The following is a 23,581-nucleotide window of genomic DNA, read 5'->3' on the forward strand; positions in this document are numbered from 1 at the left end:
CGAAAAAGTTAAGGGAAAAAACGATGAATCAGAATGAACTCCACCCAGCGCCGAGCACTTGGCCGGCACCTTCGGTGCGCATGCTGAGAATGTCCACGTGCCCGGCCACGAGGCTGGGTTCGTCGAGATAAATGGCCTGGCCCTTGAGCGAACTCAAGGTGTCCATGGCCGAACTGCAATAGAACCCCTTGACCTGCTTGACCCGTTCCGAGGCATTGTTCAAGGCGCTTTCGATGCGTTGCAGAAAGTCTGTCAGCGGATAACTGGCGCCCTCCTCCACGTATTGATAAATCACGGTCGAGGGCGAGTAGCCGGTCGCTTCCTTGCCATTGGGCCAGCGGATTCTGAAATTGACGGCGGGCATGTCAGTGCTCCTGATGAGTGAGTGTTAAGGGCGTCAGGTCGAGGTCGCGGTAGCTGAAGCCGGTGAAGGTTTGCTCGCGCAAGTTCCAGAATTCGCCACGCTGCTGGCCGAGCCGGACGTTCATCGCGCCACTGGAGTCGACTTGGCCGATGCGTTCACAGCGCACACCTTCGAAAGCAAACGCGGTCTGCACTTGCGCCCAGTCCCGTTCATCCAGCGTCATCAGGAAGCCGTAGCTGGGGAACACCTGCAGCCAGCGTGCGAGGTCGGCATCCTGCGGGCACGGCAGCGCAGCCAAATCGATGGTCGCGCCGCAGCCGGTGGTTTCCAGCAGCATCAACAGGCTACCGAGCACCCCGGCGTTGCTGATGTCTTTCGCCGCGTGCAGCAGTTGCGCGTCGGCCAGACGCGGCAGCACGTCGAGCTTGCTGCGCAGGCGCTCGGCCGGTACGCCTTCGAAGGCTTTCCAATAGGTGCTGTCGGCATGCCAGACGCCTTCGAGGTCCACCGCCATCGCGATGACCTGACCGGGGGCGACATGCAGGGTCGACAGCAGCTTTTGTGCAATGCCGGTAATCGCCACCGCCAGCGCGGTCGGATTACCCGCCGTGAGGCTGGTATGCCCACCGGCCAGCAACACGCCATAGGCCTCGCAAGCGGCACGAATCCCCACGAGCATTTGCTCGGCAGCGACGTTGTCGTGATGCCAATACGCATTGACCACCGCCGTCGCGCGACCGCCCATGGCGGTGATGTCGCTGACGTTGGCCATGACCGCCGACCATCCGGCAAACCACGGCGACGCCTCGACGACGGCCGGTAACATGCCCTCGATGGCCAGCAGCTGAAAATGATCGCCGCAGGCAATCGCAGCGGTGTCATCGCCGGGCAAGGCGTAAAGCTGCTCGCGGGTCAGCGATTGTCCGGCGCCGCCGATCACCGCCGCAGGGTGCTGGATCGCCTGTTTCGAGCGCATCGCCGGGGTGTTGCGCAAGGTATCGAGCAGCGCTGTCAGATCAGTCATGTCGAGCCACCTTCAGCGCGCGCAACGAAACCTGACGCGGCATCAGCGGGTAGTTCGGCAGATCCGCCTGCATCAAACAATGCGGCTGACCGAGCAACTCGAGTTGTTCGAGGGTTTGCCAGCGCAGGCCATGAAAATAGACTTCGTTTTGCGCCTGCACCGTGGCGCGAAAAACCTCGCAGCCCAGCTCCTTGGCCCGCGACACGGCTTCGTTGACCAGCGCTTTGCCAATCATGCTGTGCCGCCGATACGCCGGGGCCACGCACAACCGCCCGCCAAACCACAGGCCCGGCTCCGGCTGATAGATGCGCACCGCGCCCACCACCTGATCGGCGATTCCGCAATTACCGGCCAGGGCGACGATGGCGATCGCCTGGAAATCATGGCTGTCCTTGTCCTGTATCAGCAGTTGTTGCTCATCGGAAAACACCGAACGTCGCAAGGCGAAATAGGCCTGTTTCTCCCACTGTTCGCTGGCGGGTTTGACCAGCAACTCTCCCGCGCGAAACGGTTCGAAAGTACTGTCGACCAAGGCATAGGCGAGATTCGGCATGGGAATTCTCCGGGTTATTCGTAGCTTTTCAGGGCCGAGCACGCGCCGCATTTGGCGCAACCGGCGTTGATCTGATCGGAGTGCAAACCGTGACGGCGCAGGCTCGCGCCGATCTGCGGATACAGGCGGGCCATCATCGCGCTGTCGGGTTTGGGGTGATGGGCCAACGGCGTGCCGTCGATGGGCACGAACGGCACCACGAACGGATATACACCCAGCGCGCATAAACGCTCGCTCATCGCGCTGATGGCCGCTTCGCTGTCGCCCAGGCCGGCGAGGATGTAGGTGCTGACCTGGCCGCGTCCGAAGACTTCGACTGCCGCGCTGAAGGCGTCGAAATAGCGACTCAAGGGCACTTCGGCTTTGCCCGGCATGATCCGTTGGCGCACTTCATCAGTGACCGCTTCCAGGTGCATGCCGAGGGACACCACGCCGCTGTCGGCCAGGCGTCGGAACCAGCGATCGTCGTCCGGCGGTTCGCACTGGGCCTGAATCGGCAGATCGACCGCAGCGGTGACCGCAGCCGCAGACTCACACAAAATCGCCGCGCCCCGGTCCGGGGTTTGCGGGGTGCCGGTGGTCATCACCATGTGTTTGACACCATCGAGTTCCACTGCGGCTTTGGCCACTTCCGCCAGTTGTTGCGGACGTTTGCGGGCGATGGTTTTGCCGGCAGCAAGCGATTGGCCGATAGCGCAGAACTGACACGAACTGCCGCGATCATTGAAGCGAATGCAGTGTTGCAACACCGTGGTCGCGAGGACATCGCTGCTGTGCAGCGTGGCGATTTTCCAATAGGGAATGCCGTCCGCAGTGCTCAGACCGTAGAACTTCGGCACACCGGGCATCTGCACTTGGCCGACCTGCAAGCCTTCGCGAAAGATCAGCGCCTGGCTGCCATCGGCGTTGGGCTGCGCTTGATAGGGCGAATCCTGCGAGGCCTGGTTGAGGATCGGCACCATCATGGTCCGGCTGCCGAAGCTCAGTGCTTTATGGTCAGAAGGCCCGGCGCCACCTTGTCGAGACAAGCCGTTTTGCGCGGCCGGCCAGCGCACGCCATGGCATTGCAGCTCGGCCAGCAACTCATTGGTTTGCATGATCGAGCTCCTCGGTGGCCACGGCCGCAAAGTGCGCGCCGCGCTCGTGCACGTGGGCCGTCGGCGTGCGGTCGATCAGCAGGCTGAGCAGTTCCGGACGGCTGTAATGCCCGACCGAATCCATCATGCGTTTGCGCTTGTCGATCAAGGCCAGATCGAGGTCGGCAATTACTACGCCTTCGCCGGAGCGCAGCGGCTCGCCCAGTAATTTGCCTTCAGGAGACACGATCGCGGTGAAGCAGCCCCCGGAGATCGGGCCGAGGCCACAACCGGTGTCCTGCATGATCTGGCCCTGCTGATCGGCATCCAGCCACGCGGTGGCGTTGACCACGAAGCAGCCGGACTCCAGAGCGTGATGGCGGATGGTGACTTCAATCTGCTCGGCAAAAATATCGCCCACCAACGAGCCGGGAAACATCGCGGCATGGATCTGCTCGCCGTCGGCCATCAAGGCATAACGGGCCAGCGGATTGTAATGCTCCCAGCAAGCCAGCGAACCGATGCGCCCGACCGCGCTGTCGGTGGCGCGCAGGCCGGAACCATCGCCCTGCCCCCAGACCATCCGCTCGTGGTAGGTGGGGGTGATTTTGCGTCGATGCTGAATCAGGCTGCCGTCGGCATCGAAGAGTAATTGCGCGTTGTAGATCGTGCCGCCATCACGCTCGTTAACGCCGATGGAGACGACCATCCCTGCTTGCTTGCAGGCTTCGCCAATCGCCAGGGTCGCGGCGGATGGAACAGTGACAGACTGATCGAGCAGCTTGAGGTGTTGTGCGCCCATGGCAAACGCCGGCTGCACAAACGAAAAATACGGGTAGTAAGGCACCACCGTTTCCGGGAACACGGCGAACTGCACGCCTTGTCGACCGAGGGCGATGATCTGTTGGCAAACCTTGTCCACGGTGCCTTCGCGGCTGTAAAGCACCGGGCTGATCTGTACGGCGGCTGCGCGAATGATGGGCATGATGGGTCCTGAAGTAAGTTGTGCTCGGAAGATCGACGCGGTCCTGTGGGAGCTGGCTTGCCTGCGATTCAGGCGGCGCGGTGTATCAGACACACCGCCATCGCGAGCAGGCTCGCTCCCACAAAGGTTTCGCTGTCAGGCCGTCCAGGTATCGATGATCATCGCGCCCTCACGGCGCATCAGCAGGCGCAGGTCCATGACGTCCAGTGGGTTGATCGGGCGGATGCCTTCGATCAGCGCCTTTTCGGTCTGGCCGTACAACGCTTGCAGGGCGAAGCGGCAGGCGTAGACCTCGCCGCCCTCTTCCATGAACTGGATGAGTTGCTTGTTCACCGCCAGGTGACCGGGGAACGCTTCGGCACCCAGGGTCGGAAAACCCCGTTGCACGCCCAGTTGCACGCCAGGTCCGTACAGCAGGATTTTGGTTTCGAAGCCTTTGCGCAGCAGGCGCTTGGCCTGAAGCATATTGACCAGGCCGATGGAGCCCTCGAAGGCGATGGTGTGGAAGGTGATCAGGACTTTTTCGCCGGGCTCGGCCTTGATGTCCTCGAAGACTTTCTCTTCGTAATTGACCAGGAAGTCGCCGTCTTTGTAATGGGGAATATCCACGGTTGGCATAGTGTCGCTCTCCAGTTGCTTGGTGCTTGAACGGAAGCCTGTTTTGGCTGCCGGGTTGCAGGAGATAGAGCGAACGCCGTGCCAGAAAATAAAACTAATTTCCGTGCAGTGGTAAGTGCTTGATTAGGTTGAGAATCGCCATCTGATCCGCTTTTTCAGGGCGAATCTGAGGCTATCGGTGAATCACGCATTCCCGTAGAAATACGAATATTCGTAGCGGCCAATCACGAGATTTCGTAGCAATGAACGAAACCATGAACGAAGCAGACTCTCTCAGCGGCTGGGCCGATCTGGCGTATTCGTCGCGGCACATGGTGTTCGAGCATTGCGCCGAAGCCATTGCGCTGCTCAATCCGTTTTCCGATCGCCTGGGCGACCTGAACATCGCCGCCTGCACCTTGCTCGGCTACCCGCGCCAGGAGTTGCTGGAGCTGCCGGTGAGCAAGCTGTTCGGCCATCAACTGGCTGACCTGATCGTATTCACCCAGGCCGTGATGGACAAAGGTCGTGGCTGGACCGAAGAGCTGAGCTGCAACTGCAAGAGCGGCGAACGCATCGAGCTGGAAATCTCCGCCACCACCCTGCAGATTAAGGGTGAGCAACAGCTGATCCTGGTGATGCGCGAGCTGAGCCATGAGAAATACCAGCGCGACCAGGCCCACACCGAGCGCACCATGCGCGGCGGGCTGATCGAGTGGCGCAACATCCTCAACCTGTTCCAGGAAAGCGAACGCGATAACCAGCTGTTGCTCAGTTCGGTCGGCGACGGCATCTACAGCATCAACAGCGAAGGTTTGGCGACCTTCGTCAACCCGGCGGGCGCACGCATGCTGGGCTGGGAACCGCAGGACATGATCGGCAAGAACATCCATCGCATTCACCACCACACCCATGCCGACGGCAGCCATTACCCGGTGGAAGAGTGCCCGATCTACAAAGCCGTGCGCGACGGCGTGGTTCATGAAGGACGCCAGGAAGTGTTCTGGCGCCGGGACGGCAGTTCGTTCCCGGTGGAATTCACCAGTACCCCGGTGATTTCCGATGGCCGAATCGTCGGCGCGGTGGTGGTGTTTCGCGACATCACTGAACGGCGCAGCACCGAAAACCAACTGCAAAGCGCCCTTGAAGAACTCAAGGTGCTCAAGGATCGACTTGAGGAGCAAAACGCCTACTTGCAGGAAGAGATTCACATCGAGCACAACTTCCGCGAAATCGTCGGCCAGAGCGAGCCGATCAAGAAGATCATCAAGCAGATCGACGTGGTCGCTCCCACCGATGCCAGTGTGCTCATCAATGGCGAGTCCGGGACCGGCAAAGAGTTGATTGCCCGCGCGATCCACCAGGCCAGTCGCCGCAATGCCCACCCGCTGATTCGGGTCAATTGCGCGGCGATCCCTGCGGAACTGTTTGAAAGCGAGTTCTTCGGGCATATCCGTGGCGCCTTTACCGGCGCCGTACGGGATCGCGTCGGGCGCTTTGAACTGGCCGATGGTGGCACGCTGTTTCTCGACGAAATCGGCGAAATCCCGTTGGAGCTGCAAAGCAAATTGCTGCGGGTGTTGCAGGAGGGTCAGTTCGAACGGGTCGGCGAAGAGCGCACGCGCAAGGTCGATGTGCGGATCATCGCCGCGACCAACCGCGATCTGCGCCAGGAAGTCGCGGCGAAACATTTTCGTGAAGACCTGTACTTCCGGCTCAACGTGTTCCCGATCCAGTCGCCGGCGCTGCGTGACCGTCCGATTGATATTGCGCCGCTGGCGGCGCACTTCCTCAAGCAGACCGGAAAACGCCTGAACATGCCCGGCAGGCGCCTGCGCAACAGCGACATCGAGCGCCTGCAACGCTATTCGTGGCCGGGCAATATTCGCGAATTGCAGAACGTCATCGAGCGCGCGCTGATCACCTCGATCGGCGCTGATCTCAACCTGGATCTGCCGGATGAATCGACACTCGATCAGGGAAGTGTTTCCCTGAACCTCACGCACCAGACCATTCTGACCGACGCGCAAATTCGAGAACTGGAGCGCAGCAACATGCAAGCCGCACTCACCGCGACCAAGGGCAAGCTCTTCGGCAAAGGGGGCGCGGCGGATCTGCTGGGCATCAAGCCCACGACACTGGCTTCCCGGCTCAAGCGGCTGGAGAGTTAGGCCGGGATAAAACAACCTTTCGTTGCATACGCTAACCTGATTCCACGGCTCGATGCCGTCACAGCCCCGACCCATTTCAGACCGAGGCCCCATGATCATTTCATCCGCATCCGACTACCGCGAGGCAGCACGCCGCAAACTCCCCCGCTTCTTGTTCGATTACATCGATGGCGGGGCTTACGCAGAGCACACGCTCCGGGCCAACAGTGCCGACCTCACGGGCATCAGCCTGCGTCAGCGCATCCTGAAAAACGTCGAAACCCTGAGCCTTGAAACCACCCTCTTCAATCAACCGCTTTCAATGCCGGTCATTTTGGCGCCGGTCGGCCTGACGGGCATGTTCGCCCGCCGGGGTGAAGTGCAGGCGGTCAGAGCGGCAGAGAACAAAGGCATCCCGCTGTGCCTTTCAACGGTGTCGGTGTGTTCGATCGAGGAAGTCGCGGCGCAGACCCAGCAATCCATCTGGTTTCAGCTGTACGTGTTGAAAGACCGGGGCTTCATGAAAAACGCCTTGGAGCGTGCGAAGGCCGCCGGGGTGAAAAACCTGGTGTTCACCGTCGACATGCCTACCCCCGGCGCCCGTTACCGGGATGCGCATTCGGGCATGTCCGGGCCGTTTGCGTCGTCGCGGCGAATGCTTCAGGCCATGACCAAACCGGACTGGGCGTTCAACGTCGGCGTCATGGGCCGCCCGCACGACCTGGGCAATATCTCGAAGTACCTGGGCAAAGCCGTCACGCTCGAAGACTACATGGGCTGGCTGGCCAACAATTTCGACCCGTCGATCAGTTGGGCTGATCTGCAGTGGATTCGTGATTTCTGGGAAGGCCCGATGATCATCAAGGGCATCCTCGACCCTCAGGATGCCAAGGACGCGGTCAGTTTTGGCGCGGACGGCATTGTGGTGTCGAACCACGGCGGGCGGCAGCTGGACGGCGTGCTGTCCACCACCAAGGCATTGCCGCCGATCATGCAAGCGGTGGGTAATGATTTGACAGTGCTGGTCGACTCGGGAATTCGCTCGGGGCTGGATGTCGTGCGGATGCTGGCCATGGGCGCGAAAGGCGTATTGCTCGGGCGATCCATGGCTTATGCACTGGCCGCCGATGGACAACGCGGGGTGGAGAACATGCTGGATATTTTCGCCAAGGAAATGCGCGTGGCCATGACGCTGACCGGAGTGACGTCGATCAGCCAGATCGATGAATCCACACTGGTCGAAGCTGCACGAATGGGCTAAACACGGCCGCCGAAAACACCCATCTCCTGTAGGAGCTGTCGAGTAAAACGAGGCTGCGATCTTTTGATCTTGTTTTTAAATAAGCAAAGTCAAAAGATCGCAGCCTCGTTTCACTCGACAGCTCCTACAGGGGTCGCCGTGGCATTTTCGCGAGCCTCACTCAACGTCTTTGAGAATCTCAAACGTAACCTGATCCGGATAGAACGCCACATACCCGCGAATCTGATCGACCGACACTTTGGGGTCTTCATAGCGCCAAACCGCGTTAGCGCCCTCATGCCCGGGGATTTGCAGGCTGTAATAGGTGGCGTCGCCCTTGTACGGGCAATAGGTCGTGTGGTCGGTGCGGGCAAAATACTGTTCGTCGATGTCCTCCCAGGGCACGTAATACACCGGCGGATAATTGGCCTCGAGCAGCACCAGCGCACGTGAGGAGGCGGCCACCTGAATACCGTGAAACTTCACCAACAGGAAGCCAGGCTCCTCGGCGATGGTGATGACAGGACTGGGACCGGAGCTTTTCATGGAATGCGTTCCTCATGACGGTGATAGACCTGTGGGGCAAGATTTGCGCCCCGCTCATGTGGCGAGGGAGCTGGCTCCCGCTGGGCTGCGCAGCGGCCCCAGAATCTGAGACAGCGAAGTGTCAGGTATAACTCAAATTTCGCCGACGCGACTGCTTCACAGCCGAACGGGACGGTGCGGCTGTCAGTGAGGCACGCGGACCAGAAACCTGGCGACGTTGAAATATCGTCTACGATGCATGTCAGCGTTCACTTCCCTACTGCGCAGATAAGCGTTCGTGGCATGGGGTTTCGAGTCTCGGCAACCTGAGGGTCTTCACCATGCCTGAATCGCAAATTGCCCCGCCGGGGGCCGAAAAGTTGCTCTATCGCGGCCCTGTGGAAGCGGGCGATCCCTGGTTCGAGACACGAGTGCAGCTCACCGCTGGAGAACGCTATTTCTTTCGCGCGTCAGGGTCCTGGACCGACTGGAACCAGCCGCACGATGCCAACGGTTTGCGCATTGAAAAATTGCGACCTTTCGAGCGCTTCATTCGCTGTCAATCGGCGGACGCCGCCTGGTTCACGCTCGTGGGTGCAATTGGCAAGGATCGCGACAGCTTTTTTGCCATTGGCGATGGGCTCCGCTGGCCGCAGGGCTGGGTCGCGCCGACATCCGGTCAACTCTACTGCTTCGCCAATGACGCCCGGTTCATGTACTTCAACAATCACGGCGCCGTTACGCTAGAGGTGTGGACCACCTGAACAACCGATCATGCGCGGATCCGCTCGGTGGCCGATGAACATCCCTCACCCCGGCAATCAATCGCAACGCATCCGCTGTACATCCATACAGATAAAGATTGATCCGTTGCTCATCACCGGCCATTCTGTGCGCCTCTTGCACACTTGATGAACGATGGTGGTTATGCAGCTGTACCTCTGTGAAAAACCTTCCCAGGCCAAAGACATCGCGGCAGTACTCGGCGCCAAGCGTCGGGGCGACGGTTGCTGGCTGGGGACGGGTGTCACGGTGACCTGGTGCATCGGCCATCTGCTGGAAACCGCGCCGCCGGATGCCTATGACGCGAAGTACAAGCGCTGGGTGCTGGCCGATCTGCCGATCATTCCGGAAAAATGGAAGATGACGGTCAAACCGCGCACGGCCAGCCAGTTCAAAGCGGTCAAACGCTTGCTCGGCGAAGCTGATGAACTGGTGATCGCCACCGACGCCGACCGTGAGGGCGAGATGATTGCCCGGGAACTGGTCGAGCATTGCCGCTATCGCGGGCCGATCCGGCGACTGTGGCTGTCGGCACTGGACGACGCGTCGATCCGCAAGGCGCTGGCGGCGCTCAAACCGGGGGCCGAGACCTTCAGCCTTTATCATTCGGCGCTGGGGCGTTCCCGGGCCGACTGGTTGATCGGGATGAACATGAGCCGCTTGTTCACGCTGCTGGGCCGGCAGTCCGGTTATCAGGGCGTGTTGCCGGTGGGTCGGGTGCAGACGCCGACCCTGCGGCTGGTGGTGGATCGCGATCGCAGCATTGCCGATTTTGTACCGGTCGCCTATTGGGCCATCGACGTGCAGCTGTTGCACGACGGCACGGCGTTCACCGCTCAGTGGCGTGCGGCATCCGACGTCTGTGACGATCAGGATCGCTGCCTGAATCAGGCGCTGGCCCAGCAAGCGGCCGCCGCCATCAGCAGCGCGGCGAGTGCCCGGGTGATCAAGCTGCGCACCGAGCGAATGCGTGAAGTAGCGCCCCTTCCGTTCGATCTGGGCACCTTGCAGGAAGTCTGTTCGAAGAAGCTCGGGCTCGGCGCCCAGGAAACCCTCGACATCGCCCAGGCGCTCTACGAAACCCACAAGGTCATCACCTACCCGCGCAGCGACTGCGGTTTCCTGCCGTTGAGCCAGCACAGCGAAGCCCCAGGCATCCTCGCCGCGCTCCGGCAGGCCGATCCGTCCCTGAACGCCTTGAACGATTATCTGGAGCCACAGCGCCGCTCACGCGCCTGGAACGATGCCAAGGTCACGGCTCACCACGGCATCATCCCGACAGCGGCGGCCAAGCATCTTGAGAAGCTGGTGGGCAAGCAACGGGCGGTCTACACCCTGATTCGCGCGCGTTATCTGGCGCAGTTCCTGCCCAACCATGAATACGACCGCACCCAGGCCGACTTCGATTGCGCCGGTGAAGCCTTGCGTGCCGTCGGCAAGCAGATCGTCGAGCCCGGCTGGAAACGCGCCCTGCCCGAAGCGCTCGCCCCGGCCAAGGGTCGTGAGGCCCCGGCACCGCAGACGTTGCCGGCATTGGCCGAAGGGCGGGACTGCGCGGTGGCCGACGTGAAGTTCAAGGACCTCTGGACCCAACCGCCCAAGCCATTCACCGAAGGCGACCTGATCAAAGCGATGAAGAACGTCGCCAAACTGGTGGAAGACCCGTTGCTCAAACAGAAGCTCAAGGACACCACCGGCATCGGCACCGAAGCCACCCGCGCCTCGATCATCCAGGGCCTGCTCGACCGCGGATATCTGATCAAGAACGGCAAGGCCCTGGCCGCAACCCCGGCCGCCTTCAGCCTGATCGATGCGGTGCCGCGCGCGATTGCCGACCCCGGCACCACGGCCATCTGGGAACAGGCGCTGGACATGGTGCAAAGCGGCGAGATGAGCCTGGAAGAATTCGTCACCAAGCAGGCTGCGTGGATGAGCAAGCAAGTCGCCCGTTGCGCCGGCCTCAGCCTGACCATCAGCGGGCCGGCGAGCCCGGCCGGTCGAGGCGCCACACCGTGGAAAAACAAACGAAAGCCGGCCAAGCGCAAGCCAGCGACGGGCACCAAACGCGCGGCGAAACCGGCCAGCAATGCGTGAGGGCACTTCGAATGGGCTGTGATGGTCTAGTGTTCTTCAAGCTTGGCGATGGCCCCATTTTCTGAAAAGCAACGCAGCCTCGTTTCACTCGACAGCTGCTACAGGAACCTTGTTTATGATTATCGTGCATCACCTGAACAACTCCCGCTCCCAACGGATTCTCTGGCTGCTGGAAGAACTGTCCATTCCCTATGAGCTGAAACGCTATCAGCGTGACCCGAAAACCAATCTGGCACCGCCGGAATTGAAAGCGATCAACGCCCTGGGCAAATCGCCGGTCATCGAAGACGGCGCGCAAAAGCTAATCGAATCTTCCGCCATCATCGACTACCTGATCCGCCGTCATGGCCAGGGCCGCCTGCAACCCGATCCATCGACCCCCGCCTACGACGAATACGTTCAGTGGCTGCACTTCGCCGAAGGCTCGGCCATGCTGCCGCTGATGCTGAACCTGTACGTCGGGCGCCTGGGTGAAGCCGGTGCGCCGCTGCATCCGCGTATCAATTCGGAAGTGGCCAACTACCTCGGCTACCTCGACACGGCATTGAGCCAGTCCGATTACTTGCTCGGTGACGAGTTCAGCGCTGCCGATATCCAGATGAGTTTTATCGGCGAGATTGCCCGGGCTCAGGGCAAGTTGGGCAACTACCCTCATGTATCGGCCTGGGTAGAACGCTTCCAGGCACGTCCTGCTTACGCGGCGGCGTTGAAGACCGGTGGGACGTACGACTTCGCGCCCCACTGAGTGATGTCGAAAGGGCCACGGACGGCCCTGCGATCTGGAGCGAGCCAACATGCCTTCGATTGAACTGCACGCCGCACACCGCGACGAACTGGAAACGATTGAAAACCTGATGCAGTTCTACATGCATGACTTCAGCGAGTGGCTGCCGCTGAAGCTCGGCGAACACGGCTTTTTCAACATCCAGCTAAAACGGGATTACTGGCGCAACCCCGCGACCCGACCGTTCCTGATCAAGGTGGACGGTGACCTCGCCGGTTTCGTGACTGTGGACAACGACGTTCATATCGACGGTGCCGAGCACAACATCGGCTACCTTTTTGTCAGTCGGCGCTTTCGTGGCCAAGGTGTCGCGAAGTTTGTCGTGTCCACCCTCTTGAGCCGGTTCCCCGGACAATGGCAAATTTTCCACATCGACGCGAACCTGCCTGCATGGCGGTTCTGGGCCAAGGTGATGCCCGAGCTCGCGGGCGATGGATTCACCTTGCATCAACTGCCGGTAGACGGTTACCCCTGCACCTTCTATCGCTTTCAACGCCCTTTGCCATCGTCCTGACCGGCACGCTGCGACTCCCCTTTTTAATTCCAAAGCGCTTTGTCCGACAATATGTAGTGACTAAAAATAATCACTACATAACGGTTGACGCCTCCGATTTGCCCTTGCATGATGCAGACATCTCCCCGATCGGGAGTAAGGCAACATGTTTGAGCAAGCTCGTCTGACCGCCGAGCTGTTTTTCCCGGATACACGCTGCCCACAAGGCAGATTGAAGAAGCTGACCTGGCCCGAACGTCCAGTACAAGGACGAGAAGCGCTGGCGATCAATCCTCATGAAGCTTGTGGCCGACCCTCAAAAGTCGGCGGTGGCCTCCAGGTTTTCGCTGCTTCTCTTCGTTGTGACGCTATTGCGTAGCAGTTATTCAACACGACTACATGCAACAGACGCGAGACCCCGTTGAATCGACGGCTGACCGCTGACGTCCTGGTTTCGGTGCCAGGGATCAACTAACCGATGGGCTACCTGTATTAGCGAATCAACTTTGAAAGATCACCAAATGGTCAAGGGGCATATTATGAATCTGAACAATCAACCTACTATCGATGAACTGGCTCGTATCTTCGCTGCGCAAAAAGACAGCCACGACAGCCACATTCTGTGGATCAGCAAATCGGGCCAAGTTCATATCGACTGCCTGTCGCCGCACGCCCATGAAGCAGAGTTCGACCAGAACAACCAGAACCTGCTGGCCCGACTGAAAATGTACCGTCGCGGCCAGGGCTATGTCGGCAAGAAAGCCGCGGCCGACAAGGACTTCATCGGTAACGTTCTGCAAACGCTGAAACAGGCGTGGGCCTCGATGCAGAACCACAATGAAGTTCGGGTGATTGACCGGTTCTACTGATACCCCCTCTGCTGCTCATCAATAAAAAGGCCCCGCTCGTAGTATCGAGCGGGGCCTTTTTTTGTTTGTCTCGTGCGCGGCAAATACAGCTATCTTTAATCGTATTCGCTGCTGTGCCCTTGGAGATTGCGATGAAAAATACCCTGGCATTTCTGCTGTTGCTGTCCACCGCAACGATTGCTCAAGCCAACAAGATCGAAGGTGTTCCCTCATTCGATGTGGAATGCCCCGGGAAAATCATCGTTCACGCGGATCAGGACGGACCGGTGTCGATCAACAACGTAGAAGCCGAAACCAAAGCCATGATCAAAGAACGCAGCTTCGAAGCCAAGGGTTCGGGCGTGACGATTTCGATCGTTCTCGCCGATGACGACTCGGTGACCGTGAGTTCTACGGGCAAGGCGCCTAATGGCGTCTGCCAATCACTGGACGACTGACTCCGTCACCACCACGCCCAACACCAGATTCATAAACGCCACCGACGCCGCGCTGTGATAGTTGTTCTTGCGCCGCAGCAACGCCGCCCCGCGCGTAGGCGCCTCCCCCAGCAACGGAATTCTGCGCAGTGCCCGATCCTGAGTGGCGATCGGCTCAGGAAGAATAGTGGCGATGGCCGTGTGTCGAATCACCTCCAGCAAGGTGCTCACCGAGTTGACCTCAATCACCACTTTGGGCGTGATCTGCTCCTGAGCAAAATAGTCATCGATGCGGGTGCGGGTGACGAAGTCCTGGGCCAACAGCGCAAAGTCCAGTTGCGCCACCTCTTCAGCGGATAACGCGACCTGCCGTTCATATAACGGGTGATCCCGCCCCACCATCACCCCCAGGGTTTCGGTAAACGCCGGGATCGATTCGATGTCGGCATTTCTCACCTGAGTAAAGGCGATGGCAATGTCCAGCGAGTCATCCGCCAGCCCCGACTCGATGTCATCCATCGACAACTCGAAAACCTGCAGATGGATGTTGGGAAACCGTGCCACGTAGTCGCGCACCAACGGTCCCACCAGATACGCCATGAACGTTGGCGTCATGGCCAGGCGCAAGGTGCCACGCGACAAATCCTTCACGTCATGCAGCGCCCGTTTGCCGGCCGCAAGCTCCACCAACACTCGACGTGCACACTCGATGTAAGCCTCGCCCGCATCGGTCGGCTTGACCGTGCGTGACGTTCGGTCGAACAGGCTTACGCCCAGGGTTTCTTCCAGCTGGCGGATCTGCTGGGACAGGGTCGGTTGTGAAACGTGCAGCGCCTCGGCGGCGCGGGTGAAGCCGCCATGGTCGGCAACCGCCAGCAAGTAACGCAGATGTCGCAGCAGCATGGGAACACCATCTATAGGCAAGGCTTATGCACAGCATTGTATATCGGTCTTGGACGCTATGGATCAATCGGCAGAAGATTGCTTCACACCCAAGCAACACAACCCCGATAGGAGAAACACCATGCAACAGTCCCACGCTTACAACGACACCAACCTCGAACTGACCGCCAAAATTCTGGACGCTAAAGCGCGCAAAAACCTGTCCTTCGAAGACATGGCAGAAGGCACAGGCCTGAGCCTGGCCTACGTCACCGCTGCCCTGCTCGGCCAGCACCCGCTGCCGGAATCCGCCGCCAAAGTGGTTGGCGAGAAACTCGACCTGGACGCCGATTCGGTAGCCCGTCTGCAGATCATTCCACTGCGCGGCAGCCTCTCCGGCGTGCCGACCGACCCGACCATCTACCGCTTCTACGAAATGATCCAGATCTACGGCACCACGCTCAAAGCCCTGGTTCATGAGCAGTTCGGCGACGGCATCATCAGCGCGATCAACTTCAAGCTCGACATGAAGAAAGTCGAAGACCCGGAAGGCGGCCACCGCGCAGTCATCACCCTCGACGGCAAGTTTCTGCCACTGCGTCCTTTCTAAGTTGATACCGGCCCGCACTCGGGTGCGGGCCAGACCCGATACCCAAACACTTTGTCAGCTCACCCCATTTGTCTGGAGGATGCCCCATGAAAAAAATGCTGCTGGTTCTTTCGTTGATCGCGGGCGTATCGGCCCAGGCTCAAGCCCAGGACGCCGCCGTTGCCTACCAATACGGCATGAACCTGGACATCGCCCACGTCGTGGCAATTACCCCGGCCGCCGATGTCTGCGGCGTGGTTCCGGTGGAGATGACTTACCTCGACTCCAAAGGCTCGACTCACATTCTGCAATACAGCGAATTCGGCACCGGCTGCTCAAACTGAGTCGCCACTGTTCATCACTTATGAGGACGTCACCATGAAAGCGCTCATCGAAGGTTTTTTGAAGTTCCAGAACGAAGCGTTCCCGCAACGCACCGACCTGTTCAAACACCTGGCCACCACCCAGCATCCCGGCACGTTGTTCATCACCTGTTCCGACAGCCGCGTGGTCCCCGAACTGCTGACCCAGCAAGAACCCGGCGAACTGTTTGTGATCCGCAACGCCGGCAACATCGTGCCGTCCTACAGCCCGCACCCGGGTGGTGTCTCGGCCACGGTTGAATATGCAGTCGCGGTGTTGGGCGTGACGGACATTGTGATCTGCGGCCACTCCGATTGCGGCGCCATGACCGCCATCGCCAAGTGCAAATGCATGGATCACCTGCCGGCGGTCAGTGGCTGGTTGCAACACGCGGAATCCGCCAAGGTCATCAACGAATCCCGCCCTCACGCCGATGATGCGGCGAAGGTGAGTTCGATGGTCCGGGAGAACGTCATCGCGCAACTGGCCAACATCCAGACACACCCGAGCGTGCGCCTGGCCCAGGAAAAGGGTCAGCTGAACCTGCATGGCTGGGTCTACGACATTGAGACCGGTTCGATCGACGCCCTGGAGGCCGGCAGCCGCCGCTTTGTGTCACTGGCTGAACACCCGACCACCTGCGCCGTGTATGGCAAAGCCATCGAAGCCGCTTGATGGGTGGCCGCGCTAGATGTCCAGCACCAAGGGCTCATCGCCCTTGGCCGGCACCGCGCAACAGATCAATACCTCCCCTTGCGCCGGCAGCTCGGCGGGCATGTTCAGATAATGCACCTGCCCGCTGAGCAACCGGGTGCGGCACGTTCCGCACGAGCCGCCACGGCAACTGAAGTCCGGATTCAAGCCACGGCTTTCAGCCAGTTCCAGCAAACTCCCGCCACCCGGTTCCCAACGGGCCTCCTTGGCCGATCCTGAAAACACCACTTTCACCGGGCTGTCCGCTGCCGGCACTTGAGCCGGGGCCGGACTCAGTTGGTCGCGCAAACGGACCAGCGTGGAAGGCCCGAACGTCTCCGCATGAATGCGCTCGTCACCAATGCGCAAGGCCCGCAAACTGTCGTAAATCCCTTGGGTAAATGCACCAGGCCCGCACAGGTAGAAATCGTAATCGTCCAGCGGCAGCAACGCCTTGAGCAACTCGATATCAACGCGCCCCGCCACCTCGAAATCCTCACCCTCGCGGGCATGATCCTCAGGTTGGCTGAGCAGGCGCAGCGCTCGCACCGAGTCCTTGGCACGGGTGGCCAGTTCATACAACTCGTCACGAAACCCCAGCTCGGCGAGGCTGCGGGCACTTTGAATAAACCAGGTCGGTCGAGTGCGGCGGATGCGTTCGCCTTCGTAGATCACTTCGCGCAGCATCGACAACAATGGCGTCACGCCGACACCGGCGGCCAGCAGCACCAACGGCCGTCGCTCATCCGCTTTCACCGTGAACCGGCCCTGAGGCGCGCGGGCCTCGATCAGATCGCCCACGCGGACACGCTCGTGCAGATGCGATGAAATCAACCCGTCACGCTTGACGCTGATGCGGAAGAAACTGTCCGACGGTGCGCTCGACAGGCTGTACGTGCGCACCAAAGGCGCCTGCCCCTCTGCCAGGCAAAAACGCACGGGCAAATGCTGCCCGGCCTCGAAACGCGGCAAGCCCGCGTCGTCGGTCGGCTCCAGGTAGAACGAGCGGATACGGGTGCTTTCTTCAACGATGCGGGTCACGCGCAGCAGTCGCCATTGATCGCGCAAGGCGTCGGCATGCAAACGCCCTTCGGCCTGCTGCCAACTGCCGGTCATCAGGCTATTGGGCGAGAACCCTTCGAATTGCCAACGCAACGACAGCACACCGGCGCGACGCACGACGTGTTCCACGGTCATTCGCCAGAGCCGTTCGGCGCCCTGGAACGCCGCTATTTCCGGGCCTTCCAGAATGATCTCGGTACGCCCTGCGATTTGCAGCACATCACCGGACTCGAAGTCGACAAACAGCAGCCCCACCTGCGGATTAAGCATCAGATTGCCCAAGGTGTTGAAATGCAGGTTGCCGGCGAAATCGGGGATCGTCAGCACGTTGCCCTCGACCCGCACGAAGCCGGCATTGCCGCCCCGGTGCGAGACATCCACCGAGCGCTTTTTCGGGTCGTCATCAAGGTCTACGTAACTGGTAAGGAAAAAGGTATCGGCGTTGCTAATGTTCGTCCGGGCGGCTTCGTCGAGCTCATCGAAACGTTCGACCGCCACCGCAGACGAAGCGCGGCCCACTGAACCGGGTTCGACGGCACGCAGCTGAATGTATTGCGGGCAGTTGCCAAAGGCGTGTTCGACGGCAACGGCAAAACCGTCCAGGTTGGCGGTGCTGATGCGGCCATTCATTCGGTTGCGTCGGCGGGTTTTCAGATCGATACCGAGCAGCCCCACCGAGGCACCTGCCTTGAGCGCGGGCCGGACGGGATCGCCCTCGGCGGGCAGGCGTTCGAGTAACAACTGGTGGGGATCAGGCGAATGGGCGAATCCGGGCGGCCCTTCAATCAGGGTCGCCCATGGCACGCCATGCTCATCGACGGCGCCCACCAGCAAATACGGCAGCTGCGCGTAGAACAGTTGATGTTGCTCGGGCAGGTAATCACGCACCACCTTGCGCCCGAACACCTCCATGCGCTCGGCCACACCGACGCTTTCCTGCAACTGCCGCTCGCCCGCGTGCCAGGGTGACGCGCCCTGCTCCTGCGACTGATTCATGACGACCTCTACGCCTTCGTAAACAGGTGTCTTTGCCCACAAGCCTGTACTGGCGTTTGTGGCTCAGGCGTTCAAGCGTAGTTCGCCGTATCGTCCTGTGGCGGGTCGTCGGATGTACGGAGCAGATAAAGGGCGTGTCGGATCAAGGCACTTGCGGCGTTTCATACCACTGGCGAGACGGCGTCGGGAAACGCATTTTCTGCCGGATATGCGCGGCGTTCGCGGCGCTGCTCAGCTGTTCCAGCAGCACAAAGGCAACTTCCGTTGCCGTGCCGGGACCGCTTGAGGTGATGATGCGGCCATCGACCACCACGGGCCAGTCGACGAAGTGGGCACCGCTTTCCACCAACTGGTTTTTGCGCTTGCCGCCCACCTGGTGATAGGTCGTGGCGTCCTTGCCTTTCAGTACCCCGGCAACGCCCAGGCACACCGAAGACACGCAGACACTGGCGACGATTTTCCCGGCCGCGACAAAGTGCCGGATAACCGCCAGAAACGGCTCACTCAAGGCCTCTTCATAAAAACCCGACGGTTCGAAACCACCGGGCAATGCCAAGGCATCGAAGCTGTCCAGGTCAACTTCGCTCAACAAACAAGCCGGATTGAGCGACAGCCCGAAGGTTGTCACGATCTGCGACCGCAGGCCGGCATTGATCAATTCCACCGGTTGGTCGCCAAGCAGATTGGCCCAACCGAGCACATCGGTAAAAGCCGCCATTTCCAGCGGCTCGACACCGTTGGCCAACAACATGAGGACGCGTTTCATCAGGTATACCTCTCAGGGATCGGCCGATATTCGGCCTTTGCATCAGCTGAGAGAACACCCAAAAAACGCAATCCATTGTTGCTTGAACTGAAATGCCCGCGTCGCAGCGCTCCCGGTTCACGGAAGCGCTGCGCACAAGGTCGCTCTGATCAGTGGTCGTCCTGGTCTTCCGATGATGGCCGACGTTCGGCGGTTTCTTCGGCGTTGGGGGCGGCTGGATTGCTGCCTGGCGTGAACACGTGGGTCAGCAAGTCCCTGGCATCGATTTCGACGACACCCGGCACCGAACGGGCCAGCGCAACCGCCTGCTCACACTGTTTATGGGTGTTGACGCGACCGCTCAAGGCCACCGTCCCCGCGAGGGTTTTGACATGGATCTGCAAGCCAAGGCTCGGTTCGGCCAAGGCCAGGGCCGACTTCACCCGGCCAGTGATCCACGTGTCGTGCACGACCGTTTCCAGACCGTGGGAGTAATTCCGAAAAGAATGAAGTTTCATGACGCAGCCCTCACTCAGAACACAGACGCAAACACACCCTTAATTATAGTGCGATCGCCGCCTGTGCCCGGAATGCTCAGCGTTTGACCGACAGATCCGTCTGGGTCATGCGGCTACGAATGGTGAACACGCCATCTCCCGAAAGAATCGCGCTGCGAGCGAACAGACGGCCGCTCTCCCAGTTCGAGAGCCCCAGTTCCGGCTTGTTCAGCGCGTACTGTCCATCGACCCAGCGGGTAATCCCGTTGCCCACAAACGGTGCGTTGACCGCGTTGTAGAAACGCTCATGCGCCGCCCCGTCTTCACTGATCAGCGACACGGTGAATTGCGGGCTGTAGCGATTGAACAAGGCGATGGCGCTGTCCAGGTCATCAACGATTTTCAGGCTGACTTCCGGGGTTTCTTCCCATTCCCACTCCCGGCCCAACTGATCCTCGGGCAAGGATTCGGCCAGTGCTTCGGTCTGGTAGCCTTCGGCGCGATATACCTCAACGCTGCCGGTTTGCCAGTCAGTCGGCAACCACGACTCGCTGCCCTCGACGATATGCAACTTGCAGCCCTGGCCCCGAGCGGTGCCAGCCTGTTGCAGCGCGTCGAGGAACAACGGCACCAGTTCAGCGGCGCGGTCACGCTGGATCAGGCAGACGTTCAGGGTGTTGCAGACCTTGCGGTCCAGAGAATTGCGCACCACGGCGGCGAAGCGCTGGGCGTCGGCATCCTTGTCGGCGATCAGCCAGGCGCCACCAGTGCCGTGCAGGCTGACGGCGGTGCCCGCCTGCTGGGCGATGCTGCCCAATTGACTGACCGCACGCCCCGAACCCCGGGCCACGGCCAGCGACAAACGGCGGTCGGCGAACATCGCCCAACCGGCGGCGTGGTTGACGCTTTCCACCAAAGACACCGCGCCGGTCGGCAAACCGGCATCGCTGAGGGCCGGGTTCAGTGCGTGAGTGACGATGGCCTGAGCCGTGCCCAGCGCATCGCTGCCAATGCGCAGCACGGCGGTGTTGCCGGTGCGCAACACACCGGCGGCGTCGGCAAATACATTCGGCCGTCCTTCGAACACGAAGGCGACGATGCCCAGCGGTGACACCACTTGCTCGACTTTCCAGCCGTCATGCTCGACGCAACTGATGACCTTGCCGCGAGTCGCCGACGCATCACGCCAGGCACGCAGGCCGGCGATCATGTCACGGCGCATGCGTTCGTCGGCCAGCAAGCGCGTGGTGGATCGTCCACGAGCCTTGGCGCGTTCGATGTCAGCCAGGTTCGCGGCCTCGATCAAGGCCCAGCAATCCGGATTTTCCAGGCGCTGAGCGAAGAGATCGAAGAACGCGCTGATCGCCTGATCTGAGACGCTGGACAGCGCGGTGAACGCGGCCTCCGCACGCTCAATCGCAACAGCCGCCGCTTGCTGGTCAGCCACCGGAATCAGCAACAACTCGCCGCTGACCTGCTCCACCAGCAAATGGTCACCGGGCTGAAAGCGCGCGGCCAGTTCGGGGCTGACGACAGTGACACGATTACCGGCAAAAGGGATCGGCGTGCCAGCGACTAGACGTTCGAGCGCAAGAGACATGAAGCGGTTTCACCATGCAGGGAGCGGCTGGAAAATGTATAGGAAAATCCACGGAGCGTCATTAACTGCGCCGCCCCGAATGGCTTAAAACACCGACCAGCCAATCCGCTGGCTCAGCAGTTCCAGCGCCGCCATCCCGGCCAGCGAGTTGCCGGCGGCGTTCAATTCCGGCGACCAGACGCACACCGTGAACTGCCCCGGCACCACCGCGACAATCCCGCCGCCGACGCCGCTCTTGCCCGGCAAGCCGACGCGATAGGCAAAGTTGCCGGCTTCGTCGTACAGCCCGCTGGTGGCCATGATCGAGTTGACCTGCTGGGTCTGGCGGGCGGTGAGGATCTGTTCGCCGCTGTGTTTGCAGAATCCGTCGTTGGCCAGGAAGCAGAACGCCCGGGCCAGGTCCACGCAGTTCATGCGCACCGCGCAATGGCTGAAGTAGCTGCGCAGCACGGCCTCGACGTCGTTGTGAAAGTTACCGAAGGATTGCATCAGGTACGCCATGGCCGCGTTGCGCGCGCGGTGCTGGTATTCGGATTCGGCGACCTTGCCGTCCACCATGACCTGCGGGTTGCCGGACAGCCGACGGACAAAATCGCGCATCGACAACGCCGGCGCGGCGAAGCGTGACTGGTTGATGTCGCAGATCACCAAGGCACCGGCGTTGATGAACGGATTGCGCGGGCGGCCGCGCTCGAATTCCAGCTGCACCAGCGAGTTGAACGGCTGACCGGAAGGCTCGTGACCGAGGCGCTCCCAGATCGCTTCGCCGGAGTGATCGATGGCCTGCACCAGGCTGAACACCTTGGAAATACTCTGCACCGAGAACGGCGTCTCGGCATCGCCCGCGCAATACAGCTCGCCGTCGTTGCCATACACGGCAATGCCCAATTGATTGGCCGGCACTGTGCCGAGGGCAGGAATGTAGTCAGCCACCTTGCCCTGACCGATCAGCGGCCGGACAGCGTCAAGGATCTCGTTCAACAGCGCTTGCATGCCGGGTTCCGAAGTCTCGCCCCATGGGATTGCGGGGACACGGAGGCTAGACGCTGCTGGTTGGCGCTGGATCACAGATTGCTCCTGACGAAACCCAAACTTCTCTGTAGGAGCTGTCGAGTGAAACGAGGCTGCGATCTTTTGATCTTGCTTTTAAAAAGATCAAGATCAAAAGATCGCAGCCTCGTTTCTCTCGACAGCTCCTACAGGTGGGTTAACTCAGGGGCTGTGTATCGGAGTGTGTACAGACCCGCCTGCGACACACCCCGTCCATAAAACCCCGCACCAAAGACACATCGCAGATACACCCGCTTGATGAACTGTGCCTGTCGATCGGCCAAGCCGATCAAAGCGCTCAACTCATTCAACGCTACGGAGTATCACCATGTTCAAGCTCTCGACTTCTTCCCTGACCCTCGGCCTGATCATCGCCGGCGGCTTGGCCCTGTCCAACGTGGCTTCGGCTTCCGAATCCGAGGCGTTCAGCATGAAACAACTGGCCCACGGCTACAGCCAGGCACAGGCCGACACCGCGGAAAAACCCGCTGAAGGCAAATGTGGCGAAGGCAAGTGCGGTTCCGGCGAGTAATTCATTGCCGCGGGGCCATTGCTGCCCCGCACACCTGACTGAACGGAGATCAAGCTCATGAACACCTCACTTTCATCGGCCGTCAAAGGCCTGCACCTGAACCTCGACCGTGCCGGCAGCTGGCTCGCGCCTTTGACGCTGCGGCTGTTCATTGCCTGGGAATTCTTCGAGTCGGGCCTGGAAAAATGGAACGGCGATAACTGGTTCGCCGACATCCAGGACGCCTTCCCGTTTCCGTTCAACCACGTACCGGCCACGCTGAACTGGGAACTGTCGATGTGGGCCGAACTGATCTGCGCCCTGGCCATCCTGGTCGGCCTCGGAACGCGGGTTTCGGCCATCATTCTGATCGTCGTCACCATCGTCGCGACGGCCGCCGTTCACTGGCCGGCCGATTGGTCTACATTGAGTGAGCTTGCCCAGGGTTACTCCATCAGCAACAAGGGCCACGGCAACTTCAAACTGCCGCTGATCTACCTCGCCGCCCTTATGCCGTTGTTGCTCTCGGGTGCCGGCAAGCTCAGCCTGGATGCACTGCTGGCTCGTTTTGCCTGGCGTCGCCATAACCGTTGACAGACCAGAGCCCGGGCGCGTCCTCCACTCCCATAAACACGGAGCA

Annotated in this window: 26 protein-coding genes; 13 read left to right on the forward strand and 13 right to left on the reverse strand. The window is 60.5% G+C overall.

Annotated elements, in window-relative coordinates; all coding sequences use genetic code 11:
* Window positions 1-28: 28 nt before the first annotated feature.
* The 6 genes from ACA049_RS18745 to ACA049_RS18770 all read right to left on the reverse strand — a co-directional run bounded on the left by ACA049_RS18745 (window position 29) and on the right by ACA049_RS18770 (window position 4,620).
* A complete protein-coding gene (locus ACA049_RS18745; protein WP_497328763.1) occupies window positions 29-364 on the reverse strand; it encodes an MSMEG_0570 family nitrogen starvation response protein in 336 nt (111 codons plus the stop codon).
* A gap of 1 nt (window position 365) precedes the next feature.
* On the reverse strand, window positions 366-1,388 hold the full coding sequence (locus tag ACA049_RS18750) for a sll0787 family AIR synthase-like protein (RefSeq protein ID WP_497328765.1): 1,023 nt from the start codon (window positions 1,386-1,388) through the stop codon (window positions 366-368).
* Window positions 1,381-1,941, reverse strand: a complete 561-nt coding sequence (locus ACA049_RS18755) for an MSMEG_0567/Sll0786 family nitrogen starvation N-acetyltransferase (RefSeq protein WP_497328767.1) — start codon at window positions 1,939-1,941, stop codon at window positions 1,381-1,383. The genes ACA049_RS18750 and ACA049_RS18755 overlap by 8 nt, the downstream gene beginning before the upstream one ends.
* Window positions 1,942-1,955: 14 nt before the next feature.
* Window positions 1,956-3,038 (reverse strand): MSMEG_0568 family radical SAM protein, encoded by a 1,083-nt coding sequence (locus ACA049_RS18760; protein ID WP_497328769.1) that lies wholly within the window; start codon window positions 3,036-3,038, stop codon window positions 1,956-1,958.
* Window positions 3,025-4,002: a Nit6803 family nitrilase gene (locus ACA049_RS18765; protein WP_497328771.1), complete on the reverse strand. Its 978-nt coding sequence runs from the start codon at window positions 4,000-4,002 to the stop codon at window positions 3,025-3,027. The genes ACA049_RS18760 and ACA049_RS18765 overlap by 14 nt, the downstream gene beginning before the upstream one ends.
* Before the next feature lie 135 nt (window positions 4,003-4,137).
* Window positions 4,138-4,620: an MSMEG_0572/Sll0783 family nitrogen starvation response protein gene (locus tag ACA049_RS18770; protein WP_007969977.1), complete on the reverse strand. Its 483-nt coding sequence runs from the start codon at window positions 4,618-4,620 to the stop codon at window positions 4,138-4,140.
* Between the two features lie 254 nt (window positions 4,621-4,874).
* Between ACA049_RS18770 and ACA049_RS18775 the strand changes: the two genes are divergently transcribed.
* A complete protein-coding gene (locus ACA049_RS18775; protein WP_497328774.1) occupies window positions 4,875-6,770 on the forward strand; it encodes a sigma 54-interacting transcriptional regulator in 1,896 nt (631 codons plus the stop codon).
* 91 nt (window positions 6,771-6,861) lie between these two features.
* Entirely contained in the window at window positions 6,862-8,010 is a 1,149-nt protein-coding gene (gene lldD, locus ACA049_RS18780) for an FMN-dependent L-lactate dehydrogenase LldD (RefSeq protein WP_497328776.1), read from the forward strand.
* Window positions 8,011-8,166: 156 nt separating this feature from the next.
* On the opposite strand, the gene ACA049_RS18785 is transcribed toward lldD, so the two are convergent.
* The gene (locus tag ACA049_RS18785; RefSeq protein WP_497328778.1) at window positions 8,167-8,535 is read right to left on the reverse strand and encodes a DUF427 domain-containing protein; all 369 of its coding nucleotides are present in this window, start codon (window positions 8,533-8,535) and stop codon (window positions 8,167-8,169) included.
* A gap of 320 nt (window positions 8,536-8,855) precedes the next feature.
* On the opposite strand from ACA049_RS18785, the gene ACA049_RS18790 reads away from it, so the two are divergent.
* From ACA049_RS18790 to ACA049_RS18815, 6 genes are all read left to right on the forward strand, one after another.
* Complete coding sequence (locus ACA049_RS18790) at window positions 8,856-9,278, forward strand: hypothetical protein (protein ID WP_497328780.1); 423 nt, start codon at window positions 8,856-8,858, stop codon at window positions 9,276-9,278.
* A gap of 163 nt (window positions 9,279-9,441) precedes the next feature.
* Window positions 9,442-11,391, forward strand: coding sequence for a DNA topoisomerase III (locus tag ACA049_RS18795; RefSeq protein WP_497328782.1), 1,950 nt, complete (start codon window positions 9,442-9,444; stop codon window positions 11,389-11,391).
* Window positions 11,392-11,506: 115 nt separating this feature from the next.
* Window positions 11,507-12,136, forward strand: coding sequence for a glutathione S-transferase family protein (locus ACA049_RS18800; protein WP_497328784.1), 630 nt, complete (start codon window positions 11,507-11,509; stop codon window positions 12,134-12,136).
* 49 nt (window positions 12,137-12,185) lie between these two features.
* On the forward strand, window positions 12,186-12,689 hold the full coding sequence (locus ACA049_RS18805; protein WP_497328786.1) for a GNAT family N-acetyltransferase: 504 nt from the start codon (window positions 12,186-12,188) through the stop codon (window positions 12,687-12,689).
* Window positions 12,690-13,207: 518 nt separating this feature from the next.
* Complete coding sequence (locus ACA049_RS18810) at window positions 13,208-13,537, forward strand: hypothetical protein (RefSeq protein WP_463852225.1); 330 nt, start codon at window positions 13,208-13,210, stop codon at window positions 13,535-13,537.
* Window positions 13,538-13,668: 131 nt separating this feature from the next.
* A complete protein-coding gene (locus tag ACA049_RS18815; protein WP_497328788.1) occupies window positions 13,669-13,974 on the forward strand; it encodes a hypothetical protein in 306 nt (101 codons plus the stop codon).
* On the opposite strand, the gene cynR is transcribed toward ACA049_RS18815, so the two are convergent.
* On the reverse strand, window positions 13,960-14,856 hold the full coding sequence (gene cynR, locus ACA049_RS18820) for a transcriptional regulator CynR (protein ID WP_497328790.1): 897 nt from the start codon (window positions 14,854-14,856) through the stop codon (window positions 13,960-13,962). The genes ACA049_RS18815 and cynR overlap by 15 nt on opposite strands.
* Before the next feature lie 121 nt (window positions 14,857-14,977).
* On the opposite strand from cynR, the gene cynS reads away from it, so the two are divergent.
* From cynS to ACA049_RS18835, 3 genes are all read left to right on the forward strand, one after another.
* A complete protein-coding gene (cynS, locus tag ACA049_RS18825) occupies window positions 14,978-15,445 on the forward strand; it encodes a cyanase (protein ID WP_497328792.1) in 468 nt (155 codons plus the stop codon).
* 86 nt (window positions 15,446-15,531) lie between these two features.
* Entirely contained in the window at window positions 15,532-15,768 is a 237-nt protein-coding gene (locus tag ACA049_RS18830; RefSeq protein ID WP_497328794.1) for a DUF2790 domain-containing protein, read from the forward strand.
* A gap of 34 nt (window positions 15,769-15,802) precedes the next feature.
* Window positions 15,803-16,462, forward strand: a complete 660-nt coding sequence (locus ACA049_RS18835; protein ID WP_497328796.1) for a carbonic anhydrase — start codon at window positions 15,803-15,805, stop codon at window positions 16,460-16,462.
* 12 nt (window positions 16,463-16,474) lie between these two features.
* Here the strand turns inward: ACA049_RS18835 and ACA049_RS18840 are convergent, their stop codons facing one another.
* From ACA049_RS18840 to glsB, 5 genes are all read right to left on the reverse strand, one after another.
* A complete protein-coding gene (locus ACA049_RS18840) occupies window positions 16,475-18,538 on the reverse strand; it encodes a 2Fe-2S iron-sulfur cluster-binding protein (protein ID WP_497328798.1) in 2,064 nt (687 codons plus the stop codon).
* Window positions 18,539-18,680: 142 nt separating this feature from the next.
* Window positions 18,681-19,304, reverse strand: coding sequence for a DJ-1/PfpI family protein (locus ACA049_RS18845; protein ID WP_497328800.1), 624 nt, complete (start codon window positions 19,302-19,304; stop codon window positions 18,681-18,683).
* A gap of 149 nt (window positions 19,305-19,453) precedes the next feature.
* Window positions 19,454-19,801, reverse strand: a complete 348-nt coding sequence (locus ACA049_RS18850) for a BON domain-containing protein (protein ID WP_497328802.1) — start codon at window positions 19,799-19,801, stop codon at window positions 19,454-19,456.
* Window positions 19,802-19,877: 76 nt separating this feature from the next.
* A complete protein-coding gene (locus tag ACA049_RS18855) occupies window positions 19,878-21,380 on the reverse strand; it encodes an aldehyde dehydrogenase family protein (RefSeq protein ID WP_497328804.1) in 1,503 nt (500 codons plus the stop codon).
* A gap of 84 nt (window positions 21,381-21,464) precedes the next feature.
* Window positions 21,465-22,373: a glutaminase B gene (gene glsB / locus ACA049_RS18860; RefSeq protein WP_497328806.1), complete on the reverse strand. Its 909-nt coding sequence runs from the start codon at window positions 22,371-22,373 to the stop codon at window positions 21,465-21,467.
* 385 nt (window positions 22,374-22,758) lie between these two features.
* Here glsB and ACA049_RS18865 point away from each other — a divergent pair, with 385 nt between their 5' ends.
* Together ACA049_RS18865 and ACA049_RS18870 are read left to right on the forward strand one after the other, a co-directional pair.
* The gene (locus tag ACA049_RS18865; protein WP_461981326.1) at window positions 22,759-22,962 is read left to right on the forward strand and encodes an HvfA family oxazolone/thioamide-modified RiPP metallophore; all 204 of its coding nucleotides are present in this window, start codon (window positions 22,759-22,761) and stop codon (window positions 22,960-22,962) included.
* 57 nt (window positions 22,963-23,019) lie between these two features.
* The gene (locus ACA049_RS18870; protein WP_497328808.1) at window positions 23,020-23,535 is read left to right on the forward strand and encodes an HvfX family Cu-binding RiPP maturation protein; all 516 of its coding nucleotides are present in this window, start codon (window positions 23,020-23,022) and stop codon (window positions 23,533-23,535) included.
* Window positions 23,536-23,581 lie beyond the last annotated feature (46 nt).

This window comes from Pseudomonas sp. LBUM1662 (assembly GCF_059695915.1).